This is a genomic window from Streptococcus mitis SK597 (genome assembly GCF_000148545.1).
GTDB lineage: Bacteria > Bacillota > Bacilli > Lactobacillales > Streptococcaceae > Streptococcus > Streptococcus mitis_C.
Genome location: NZ_AEDV01000066.1, coordinates 1 through 11,116, shown reverse-complemented (window position 1 = coordinate 11,116; position 11,116 = coordinate 1). Strand labels below are relative to the sequence as shown.

General features: G+C 42.7%; 10 protein-coding genes and 1 pseudogene. 2 read left to right on the top strand and 9 right to left on the bottom strand.

Features of this window, described 5'->3' with window-relative positions:
- Nucleotides 1-184: 184 nt before the first annotated feature.
- The 7 genes and pseudogenes from SMSK597_RS09270 to SMSK597_RS09250 form a co-directional block, all read right to left on the bottom strand.
- A complete protein-coding gene (locus SMSK597_RS09270) occupies nucleotides 185-850 on the bottom strand; it encodes a potassium channel family protein (RefSeq protein WP_001283909.1) in 666 nt (221 codons plus the stop codon).
- A 13-nt stretch (nucleotides 851-863) separates the two neighbouring features.
- A complete protein-coding gene (locus tag SMSK597_RS09265; RefSeq protein WP_000897711.1) occupies nucleotides 864-2,243 on the bottom strand; it encodes a TrkH family potassium uptake protein in 1,380 nt (459 codons plus the stop codon).
- Nucleotides 2,244-2,276: 33 nt separating this feature from the next.
- Nucleotides 2,277-3,041 (bottom strand): nucleoside phosphorylase, encoded by a 765-nt coding sequence (locus SMSK597_RS0102760; RefSeq protein ID WP_000614977.1) that lies wholly within the window; start codon nucleotides 3,039-3,041, stop codon nucleotides 2,277-2,279.
- A gap of 515 nt (nucleotides 3,042-3,556) precedes the next feature.
- Nucleotides 3,557-3,679: pseudogene (locus tag SMSK597_RS14135) on the bottom strand (TraX family protein); the annotation flags it as partial.
- Nucleotides 3,680-3,708: 29 nt separating this feature from the next.
- Complete coding sequence (locus tag SMSK597_RS09260; protein ID WP_000200259.1) at nucleotides 3,709-4,266, bottom strand: sugar O-acetyltransferase; 558 nt, start codon at nucleotides 4,264-4,266, stop codon at nucleotides 3,709-3,711.
- A gap of 106 nt (nucleotides 4,267-4,372) precedes the next feature.
- Nucleotides 4,373-5,227: a VOC family protein gene (locus tag SMSK597_RS09255; protein WP_000220441.1), complete on the bottom strand. Its 855-nt coding sequence runs from the start codon at nucleotides 5,225-5,227 to the stop codon at nucleotides 4,373-4,375.
- 241 nt (nucleotides 5,228-5,468) lie between these two features.
- Nucleotides 5,469-6,689 carry a carbohydrate-binding domain-containing protein gene (locus tag SMSK597_RS09250; RefSeq protein WP_000837339.1) on the bottom strand — a complete coding sequence of 407 codons (1,221 nt, stop codon included), beginning with the start codon at nucleotides 6,687-6,689 and terminating at the stop codon, nucleotides 5,469-5,471.
- A 229-nt stretch (nucleotides 6,690-6,918) separates the two neighbouring features.
- Here SMSK597_RS09250 and SMSK597_RS09245 point away from each other — a divergent pair, with 229 nt between their 5' ends.
- Both SMSK597_RS09245 and SMSK597_RS0102750 read left to right on the top strand, forming a co-directional pair.
- Nucleotides 6,919-7,695 carry a polyphosphate polymerase domain-containing protein gene (locus tag SMSK597_RS09245; protein WP_000802619.1) on the top strand — a complete coding sequence of 259 codons (777 nt, stop codon included), beginning with the start codon at nucleotides 6,919-6,921 and terminating at the stop codon, nucleotides 7,693-7,695.
- The gene (locus tag SMSK597_RS0102750) at nucleotides 7,688-8,371 is read left to right on the top strand and encodes a DUF4956 domain-containing protein (protein WP_000067205.1); all 684 of its coding nucleotides are present in this window, start codon (nucleotides 7,688-7,690) and stop codon (nucleotides 8,369-8,371) included. The genes SMSK597_RS09245 and SMSK597_RS0102750 overlap by 8 nt, the downstream gene beginning before the upstream one ends.
- Nucleotides 8,372-8,630: 259 nt before the next feature.
- Here SMSK597_RS0102750 and SMSK597_RS09240 read toward each other — a convergent pair whose 3' ends face one another.
- Both SMSK597_RS09240 and SMSK597_RS09235 read right to left on the bottom strand, forming a co-directional pair.
- Nucleotides 8,631-9,827, bottom strand: a complete 1,197-nt coding sequence (locus SMSK597_RS09240; protein ID WP_000724615.1) for a CAP domain-containing protein — start codon at nucleotides 9,825-9,827, stop codon at nucleotides 8,631-8,633.
- A 136-nt stretch (nucleotides 9,828-9,963) separates the two neighbouring features.
- The gene (locus SMSK597_RS09235; protein WP_000649439.1) at nucleotides 9,964-11,001 is read right to left on the bottom strand and encodes an aldose epimerase family protein; all 1,038 of its coding nucleotides are present in this window, start codon (nucleotides 10,999-11,001) and stop codon (nucleotides 9,964-9,966) included.
- Between the last annotated feature and the right edge of the window lie 115 nt (nucleotides 11,002-11,116).

The following is an 11,116-nucleotide window of genomic DNA, read 5'->3' as shown; positions in this document are numbered from 1 at the left end:
ACTTATACCTACGGCAAGGCGACGTTGACGTGGTTTGAAGAGATTTTCGAAGAGTATTACTCTCTCTTGTCACTTCTTTCTATTCTACCATAAAGTCCAGTTTTTGAAGGACTTTTACTGGAATACAAGGGTTTCTGACTCTATTTCCTATCTTGGACATCAAAAAAGAGGGGATCCCCCCTCCTTACGAATTTAATTCTGCCAAGTCATCTAGATACTGGTTGTTAATGACCGCCAAGATATAGGCATCTGCTTTCAAGAGGTCATTAGGTCCAAACTGGACATCCAAGGGTGAATTTTCTTGTTCACGAAATCCTAGGACATTGAGGTTGTATTTGCCACGTAGATCCAGCTGGCTCAGGCTTTGACCAGCCCAGACACTAGGAATCTTCATCTCCACGATAGACACATTTTTATCCAGCTGAAAGACATCAACATTGTTATGAAAGAGAATGGTCTGCGCTAGAGACTGCCCCATTTCATACTCAGGTGAAATCACCGAGTCAGCACCGATTTTTTCCAGAACCTTCTTGGCTGTCTGGCTTTTGACCTTGGCAATAACCCTTGGTACCCCCAAACTCTTACAATGCATAACTGCAAGCACACTCGACTCTAGATTTTCCCCTGTTGCCACTACAACCGTATCACAGGTATCAATTCCTGCAGTTCTGAGGAGTTCCTCATCTGTGATATCGCCTACAACTCCACGCGCCAAAACAGGCTCAAATTGATTGATGCGCTCGGCGTGGTCGTCAATGGCAATGATATTCATATCTTGCTTAGCTAGGGCCGTCAGGACACTACTCCCGAAAATCCCCAAACCTAAAATTCCAATCGTACGATCTGACATCGTTCTTCCTTTCTTATCCAATACTAATATCTGCTTTCATATACTGAATCAAATCTTTCTTATCTGGCTGGTAATCCGCTAGACTAACCAGCAAGGTCAAGGGACCGATACGGCCGATAAACATGAGCACCATGACAATGCTGAGAGCTAGCTTGCCCAATTCTGGTGTCAGATTTGCCGTTACCCCAACTGTCGCAAGAGCTGAAATGGTCTCAAACATGAGGTAGATAAATCGCGGTGTTCCTTCTGCTGTAATTCCCAACAACATCAAGCCCAACAAGAAGGTCATCAAAAAGATAATGAAGACACTAAAGGATTTTTGGACTGTTCGAGCCTCAATGGTTCTCTGCGCAACATTAGCATGAGGTAAGCCCAGCAATTCACTACGCGCAAAGACCAACAAGACAAAGAAAGTCGTAATCTTGAGCCCCCCAGCCGTCCCTCCAGGAGCCCCACCCAGAAACATCTGTAGGATATAGATAAACAAGGTCACAGGCCGAGCTTGGGTGTAGTCAATAGAGGCAAAACCAGCCGTTCTCATGCTGACGGTTTGGAAAAAACTAACCAGCACTTTCTCTGGAGCGCTGAGATTGCCAATTGTTCCAGGATTGTGCCACTCCGTAAAGAGTGTGGATACTGTCCCAAACAGCAAGATCCCTGCAGTCAAGAAGAGAACCAGCTTAGTGTGGAACCTCAGACGGCGTTTTTTCTTCTTATCAAACTGGGTTGCCAAGTCAAACCAGACCATAAAGCCAAGACCACCTGTGATAATCAAGCCAGCAATGACTAGATTGATCAAGGGATCCGTCTGAAAATCCACTAAACTGCTGCTACCGAAATTATCAAAACCAGCATTACAAAAGGCTGAAATAGCTAAAAAGATAGAGGTAAAAATGCCTCGTCCCCAGCCAAACTCAGGAATAAAACGAAAACTTAGTAGGAAGGCACCCAAGCCCTCCACCAGAAAAGTCGTCAAAAAGATGGAACGCATAAAAGACTTCAAAGACTTACTTTCCCCATAACTAAAACTCTCCTGTATGGTTTCACGACTACGCAGACTAAGCTTTTGCTTGCCTTGGATATAAAAAATCCCGATAAAAGTCATGAGCCCCAGACCACCAATCTGTATCAAAAGCATACAAATCAACTGCCCCCAGACATTATAGGTAGTAGCCACTGGTTGCGTAAAAAGGCCAGTTACACAGACCATAGACACCGTCGTAAAGAGATGGTCAAAATAAGTAGCCTGCGAACCACTCGCCTGGACAAAAGGCAAACTTAATAAGAGAGAGCCTATAAGAATAACTCCAGCGAAACTTAAAAAGATGCGACGAGCTGGCGAAAGTCCGCCCAAGGCCCTTTCAATTTTTTTAACAAATAATTTGAATAACATACATCCATTGTACCATAAAAAGAAGAAGAGTAGCTAGATCTGAGAAGTTATCTCAAGACAGAGTTCCAAGGCCTTCTCGAAAGCTTCTGAACCCCAGTCACGACTATCGTACTGATCCAAGTCAGCTAAGGAATCAGCTGTGAACAACAACTCTCCCCAGAGAACGCCACGCAGTTGGGCTACTGCCGCAAGCGCAGAACACTCCATCTCCACAACAGCACAACCTTCTTCCTTTCGATAAGCCACCTTTTCAGCCGTTTCTCGGTAAAAACCGTCTGTCGTCCAGGTCATGACTTCTTCATAGGGAATCCCTCTGGCTTCCAACACTAGCTCAATAGCAGCAATAGCCTCTGGCTGAATTTCCATATAACGAGAAGGTGCCACATAATGATAACTGGCTCCTTCATCTCGTAGAGCCCGAACAGGGACTAGAAAGGCATTTTCCTCTATATCAGCCAGCACACCACAGGTACCGGTGGAAATAATCTGCTCCACACCATAGCCAATCAACCAATCCATAAACTGGGATGCTGGAGCTGAACCGACAGGAGCCTGAGCCAGACAAATTTCCTCGCCTTTGTAGTTCACGACATAGACTGGATAGGTCTTGGTGGCAGAAAGGAATTCTCTGACACAATCCGCCCCTACTTCCCTCGCATAGCGGTCAATCTCCTCACCTAAAAAAGCATAGACACACTTCTTGGGAAAGTGCAAATCCAACCCCTCGTGATCAGGCATGATGACCGCCTGAGGATTGTCATCAAACTCTAAAATAGGAATCGCATGTTTCTGAATCATAGCCTGCCTCCTCTAATTTTGTACTATTGTATCAAAAATTGACCGAGTGTCAAGGAGGGGCTGATGAACTGAGGAGAGAAACAATACAATAACAATATTTTTGACAGAGACTCTTTTTAATGGTACAATGGACTTGCTTAAAAGTTCGATGAAATAAGCACATAAGAAAACACCACCGGTTGCCGCCAGTGGTGTTTTTTTGCGCTTGCTCAAGGCGCTCAGGCTATTTCTTTTTCTTGTCGCATTTGCTTGCTACAAATCGGATAAGCCACTCCGATAAGACATTCGCTAGTGTACCAGCAAGAATAGGTAGCAAGACAAGTTCGATGAAAACGCACATAAGATCACCTCCTGCCTGCGCAGTCTAGTGTTTGCGACCTTACTATTGTATCATCTTTGACTGAAAATAAATAGAAAAAATCATTGACATCATCGAGTCATCCACAAAAACTCTCTCCTACACTAGTACTTCTTGCATCAAAAAGCATCCCAGTTACAAGATGATTTAAAATTGATCAATGAAGCAGACTTGCTAAGATATAGAGTAAGTAAATGTGGGTTGGGTAAAAAATATAGAAGAAGTTTTTATCTCCACTCCCTTTTTCTCCATTATAGAAGAACAAGGGAATGACAGAAAAGAAACAACACCCGCTGTTCCTTTCTACTTCTATTTCACAGGTATCTCCTTAATCACGCGCGCAGGGTTGCCACCTAATACAACATTGTCCCCAAAGGACTTGGTAATCACGGCCCCTGCTCCTGCGACGACATTATTTCCAAGTGTGACTCCAGGCAGTACAATGACGCCACCACCAGCCCAGAAATTGTCTCCGATTGTGATAGGCTTACCGTACTCAATACCTGAATTGCGCTCATGTGGATCCAGCGGATGGAGGGGGGTCAAGAACTGACAGTTGGGACCAATCATGGCATTGTCTCCAATACGAATCGGACAAACATCCAGCATGGTCAAGTTCCAATTAGAATAAAAATTTTCCCCTAGATGGATATTGACTCCATAATCGACCACCAGACGTGGATTGACATATAGATTTTGCCCAGTCGAACCAAACCAAGCCTTAATGATTCCAGCTCCCTTTAAGGGATCTTCTTCTCGGTTAAAGACAGCCTGTTTTTGGCGAGAAGCCTGAGCCAAGGCCCGCAATTCTGGGTCCGATGGACGGTAAACCTCTCCTGCTATCATTTTCTGGTATTCACTGGTCATTGCATTCTTCTCCTTATTCCCTACTATCATATCAAAATTTCTACATATCTGACTAGGATAAGGAGCACTTTCTACAATTTATACTCTAATTTCCATCACATACTGTCTAGCTTGCTAAGCGGATACGCGTCACGATTCCATCTGGGTCTATCACTTCTAACTGAGTTGATGTCAGCCACTTGATAGGCGCCTCAACTTCCTGTCCTCTTTCGGCAATTGCTAGAAGTTCTTCTTTGCTTGCGACTTCAATGACATAGTAGGCCAAACCGGGTAAACCTTGTTCACGTCTGGTTAGCCTTTTTCCTCCCCACTCGTTGACCGCTAAATGATGATGATAATCCCCAGACGCAATCCAACTAGCGCTAGGTAGACTAAATTTATCCTCTAGTCCTAAAACCTTTTGATAAAACCGGCTTGCTACTTGACTATCCTTGACAGAAAGATGGATATGCCCCATGCGCGTAGTAGAGGCTATCTCAAAAGGTTCTACTTTACGTCCCATCTCATATATTTCTTGAGCAGATAAGGCTTCGGTCACTCCGACAATGTGCCCATCCTCACGAATATCCCAGTCCTCTACAGGCTTATCCCGATAAATTTCAATCCCATTCCCTTCTAAATCTTCCAGATAGATTGCTTCACTGTAGCCATGATCCGCCCCACCGACTAGCTGAATTTGTAGCTCTGCTATATGCTTAAACAGATTTGCCAAATCCTCACGACTTGGTAAAAGGATAGCTAGGTGATAGAGACCATAGTGTTCTTGCCCCTCCTCTAGCCTGTCTGTTTTCAGTAAATGAACCAAAGCCTTTCCACCAGCTCCTAAAATACTTTCAGATTCTGTCTGAGAAAGGATTTCCAAGCCTAGAATCTGATGATAGAAGGCAGTCTGACTTGCCAAATCCTTAACATTTAAAACGGCTTCTGCCAAATAAATCTTACTATTGTATGCGTAGGTCATCTATTTCTCCTTTGTTCTTTTTATTGTAACTTTATTTATTACAACATTATACTCCTTTTTTACTTGGAGTCAAGTAGAACAACTCAAATAGCAGGACAAAACGATGTTGGGTAAAAAGTCGACTTCAGGAGAAAATGAAGTAAATCTCCCCACAATAAAACGCATAGTACCAATGTTTCTCAAGATCTGATACTATGCGCTTTTCTGATTTCAAAGACTTCTTGCCCAGCCTCGTTTCTGTTTATCCTCGTCCGCCAGGGGCTGGACCGCCAGGACCTCCGCCTCCAGGCATAGAATTGACAATATCTGTTTGTTTTTCGCCGTTGATGTAGATATCCCCACCTGTGTAGGTTGCTGTTCCATCAAAGTCAAAGCCTGATTGTCCTATCAATTTAATGGTTCCGCCTGTGACTGTGATATTCCCGTTTGAGTCAATTGGATCTGTATCCCCTTGACCGACTTCTACAGTTAGATTTCCACCTGTCATGGTAAAGTAAATGTCACTTTGCTGGGCATTTTTATTGGCTGCATTGACTCCATCATCTGTCGAGTAGACATTGATATCGCCACCATTGATCGTAATGGATTTCCCTTCAATTCCTTCAGTCGCATTCTTGACTGTGTAAGTACCACTATCAATCACTAGGTTGCCAGAAGCGTGAATGCCGTCATCGCCTGCTGTGACTGTTATGGTATTGTTCGCCAAATACATATTTCCGACAGTCATATCGTCATCATTGTCAACTTTGACACCATCTTCCTTGGCATCGATCGTCATGGTCGCACCAGTGACATTAAGTTCATCATTGACATTAAAGGCATCGCCAACTGATGTGATATTAAAGGTTCCGCCCGTGATGTGAAGCGTATCATTTGCCTTAATAGCATTGCTTTTCTTGCCATCCACATTGAGAGTTCCTGAGCCATTGATGGTCAAATCAACCTTAGAAAAGAGAGCGGCATTTGCCTTTTCATCACTGTTAGAGCTTGAGTCAGAGAGACTGTTGGTGGTTCCCTCTGCTAGAGTGAGGTAGACATGACCTGCGCTTGTAGCCGAAATAGCCGCATCTGTATTAGTCATGGTTGCGCCTTTGAGAACAAGTTTCACATCATCAGACTTATCAGCTGCAATTTGAATTTGCACTCCGTCAGACTGACCAGAGATGACATAGGTACCTGCTTTTGAGATAGTCACTGTTGAACCAGAAACTGTCACACCGTCTCCAGAGACACTTGCAGATGAGCCTGACAATTCAATCTTAGAGGCTGTATTTTCATCATAAGATGTATCGTAGTCCTTTTCTGTAAAATAAGAAGATTGACTATTTTTAGCTGAAGTTGTGATGGCAGTGGTATCTGCCGCTGCAGTTGTACTTGACTTGGTCGTTGACTGCCCACAAGCTGTCATCAAAGTCAAAGCTGTTAAACTGGTTAAGATTAGAGCCCATTTTTTTGATTTCATACTTTTTTCCTCGCCTTCATTTAGCTTGAGCTTAGTTTACAGGGGAAATCTGAAAAAAATCTGAACTTTTTCTGAAAGTTTTCTTAAATTCAGTTTCAGTTAAGTTATCTTTAACAAAAGTTTTAGGAAAGTTCCCTAGACTAGTCACAAGCAAGTGCAACTTGCCCAGACACACCCATCTGCTAATAAGATAGTGTACTGAAATAGTTTGATAAAGGAGACAGGATTTATGAAACCAATTAAAACAAGCTTTAAACGAATTGAAACCAAATATGTCGTTGCCAAGACTGACTTGGCTAATTTAATAGAAGACTTAAAAACATACCTCGTCGAGGATGATTATCCAACATCAACCATTTCTAACATCTACTTTGATACAGAGCAATTTGATATGATTCAGGAGGATGGTCAAGGTACTAAGCGTAAAGAAAAGATTCGGATGCGAACCTATCTCAGTCAAGTCCAGCCTGATAGTCAGGTATTTTTAGAAATCAAATCTAAGGACAGAGCTGGTGTCGGACGAAAACATCGTCTCTTATCGACTCCCCAGTCTATCACCCAGTTTATGACCAAAGGACAGCTGGATAACAGCATCAAGGACCAAATGATGATTGAAAAAATCCAGCAACTCCAAGAGGAATATCAGCAAGCCATCATCCCTCGTATGTATATATACTACGACCGTTTTTCTCTCAAAGAAAAGAAAGAAATTAGCGGATTTCCCTACAATAAAATTCGTGTCACCATTGACCAAAATCTAACCTATCGTGATGATAATGTCAGTTTATTTTCAGGAAAGGACGGTTTCCCTCTACTAAACGAGGACATTGTCATCATGGAAATTAAAGCTCCAGGTAGAAAACCCCAATGGCTACAAGATATTCTCGACCAATATGGACTGGTAGAGCAGAAATTTTCAAAATACAGCTGCGCCTACCACAAGTCTCAGGGGCTGGACTATAGCCCACGACCAAGCACAGAAAGTGTAGGTACTACTTATGTCTAATCTTTTTAATTCTATTTTCAACGATACAACTGCCACTGCAGACCCTATCCAGCTCTTTCTAGCTCTCTTTGTCAGCCTGATTTTAGGTTTGGCTCTGACCTGGGCCTACAAACACCGTACCCTCTATACGCGGGAATTTGCGGTTAGTTTGACCCTACTCCCCTGCTTGATGACCTTGGTCATCTTTCTGGTAAATGGCAGCCTAGGAACCTCTATCGCCGTTGCAGGAACCTTTAGCCTCATTCGTTTCCGTTCAGCTACCAGTGGTTCACGGGAACTAATTGCTATTTTCCTTGCCATGATTATCGGGCTGGCAGCAGGGACAGGCTACCTAGCTCTAGCTATTCTCTTCACTGTCTTTATCTTAGCAGTATGGCTTCTTTTGGAAAAGCAACAAAGCAAGAGCAATCACCAACGTCGTAGACTATTAACCATCACAATTGCCAACCAAGATAAGAAACTCCAAACTATCCAATCTGGACTGGCACAATTCTGTACTGAGTTAGATCTTATCTCGATTGATACCAGCAATGATGGAGAACAGGTCACCACTGTCTACGAAGTGGATTTCAAGGCTCAAACCGATGATTTTCAAGTCATCCATTACCTCACTAAAGAACAGGATACTTACCAGATTTCCCTGACTAAGAATGCCAAGAAGAGAAAGAATTTGTAGATTAGAATCTCTAAAAGAAACTGGATAAACACTCAATGTGAGAAGAAAAATCATAAGCGCAATCTATGACAAAGGCATGATAGCAACGTTTTTAAACACTTACTATCATGCTTTTATTGTGGGAAAATTTATACTCTTCTAAAATCAGTCCACTATCCAAACTACAAAAGAGGTCAATGTTCGCTATCAACCTCTTTCTTATCGTTCATTCTTGTTGCTAGTGAGACGGATAACTTACCTCTCAGTCCGCATGTTCATCCTAGCTTACCCATTCACCATTAGCATTTACACGGTAACCATCTGGTGTTGTTGTGCTAACAGCCAAAGCGCCTGAACCATTTGCATAGTACCAGTGTTGACCTACTTTAAACCAACCTGTCTTCATGACACCTGATTGATCAAGATAATACCAAGTACCATTTTCCTTGTACCAGCCTGTCTTCATAGCTCCTGAGCCATCAAAGTAGAACCATCTGCTACCATCTGTTCCCCAGCCTGTAAACATCGCGCCTGAACTATCAAGGAAATACCATGCACCATCAACTTCTACAAATCCAGTCTGCATGACACCTAAATCATTCAAGTAGTACCATTTGCCACCCGTTTTCACCCAGCCTGTCTTCACATCACCAGACTCATAAAAATACCATTTACCATTAGATTGTACCCAGCCAGACTGACTAGATGTAGATGTTCTAAAATCTTTCAACGATTTTTCTACAACTGTAGCTTTACTTTTAACAGTTGAAAGGTTTGAGGCAGTCACTTCTGTATACTGAATAGCAGAACCATATCCACCAGCCAATTCCTCTGAAGAAGCATCATCACCTAAAGCTAAAGAAATCGTTGCTACTTGCTGAGAGCTGGCTGCGTTTCTAAAGGCCGCAAGACCCACATAGGTAAATTTAGAATTGATCAAAACCTCATAATAACCTGTAAATTCTTTAGATGTTCCACCCTTCTTTTTCGCTACATAATTCGCCTTCTCAGCGTGCCAGTTTTCAATTGCTTTTAGAAAACCTTCATAGTTCACATCTAAAGCTTCTCCTCTTATACTATTACTAGATGGAAAAGCAGTCCAGATTTCTTTTGTAGAAAGACGCTCAGGTTTCAGAGCTACTGATACCTCAGTAGCGCGTACAAAAGCAGTCTTCTCAAGATCAGTAGACCATTTAATAGGGACATACTTATCTACCAAACCTTCATCAGCTGCTTCCTTACGAATCTTATTAATCGCGTCCAAAATAGATTGTTTATTTGGAGTCAAAAATTCTCCCTTGATTCCAACCAAAACGTTGCCACTAGAAGGTTTTAGCACCTCTGAACTCAAAACATTTTCATTTCTGCCATCAGCAGATTGTGTTGCCACCAATCTGTCATTAGCAAAAACATCAGTTGTCAAAACTGCTCCAGCCAAGGTCAAAGCCAAGGCGCTAGCAAATACAATTTTCTTCATCTTTTTCTCCTTTTATCCTCTAGATAGGACAGGTATTTTCACTATTAGATTATATCATATTCCCCTACTATTTGCCCATTTCTACTAATGTCATGAGGTAAATAAAACTCACCCCGAAAAGTAGAATCTTCATCCTTTATTTCACAACAAGCTCATAACGTGTCTTACTGGTGAAGGTTTGACCGGCTTTGAGAATGACTTGGTCTTTGAGGTCACTGTGAATAGCATCTGGTAAAGCTTGCGCTTCAAGGGCAATCCCATTGTGCTGTAGCATTGGCCGACCTCCTATGATGACACTTTCATCCACAAAGTTTGCTGTGTAGAGCACAAAGCAAGGAGCCTCTGTCTTGAAAAGCAGGAAGCGACCTGAGTTTTGGTCATAAAGGAAACCAGCATTATCATGACCTGCAGGAAGGGCAAATGGATGGTCCAAGCCAGATACCAGCTGGATTTGCTCATCTTCTTCTGCAAAGATGTCTTTCAATAAGGCACCATTGTAGATGTGTTTGACCACATCACGATCAGCATCTGGAGTTTTGGCTGGAACACCGTCGGGAGCGATTGGATAAATGCCCTCTGTGTTTAGTTGGAAGACATGGCGGTCAATCGTCTTTGTGAAATCACCAGACAAGTTGAAATAGCTGTGGTTGGTCGGATTGACCAGCGTATCCTGATCGGTCGTTACCTTGTAGCTGATTTCATAGGCACCAGTTTCTTCCAAGTGATAACTGATCCAAATCTTAAGATTTCCAGGAAATCCTCCTGTCCCATCTGTCCGCTCTGTGTAGAGGGTCAAGCCATGGTCGCTCACTTCAACTAGTTCAAACAAGCTGGAATCCCAACCAGTTGAACCACTATGGTTACAGTTGCTAGCATTGTTGACTTCAAGGTCATAGGTCTTGCCATTTAATTCAAAACTCGCACCTGCAATACGCCCTGCTACTGGACCGACGCTCGCTCCATGCTTAGGACTATTGCCTACATAGCTGTCAAAGTCATCAAATCCCAAGATAACATTAGCAAAATTTCCAGCCTTGTCAGGTGTGACATAGCGCAAGATGGTCGCACCATAAGTCATAACCTCAAGCTGGTAGCCACTGTCTGTCTCAAATCGATAGGCCAAGACATCCTTGCCCTCAACATTTCCAAATACACGCTCTGTGTATGCTTTCATTCTGTTCTCCTTTTACTATTTCTCTCAAGCAAACAAACCATAGAAAGCCTACTGACAATCTATGGTTTATCTGATGATATACAAATCCTCTTGTCAAGAATTCATAAACGCTGTC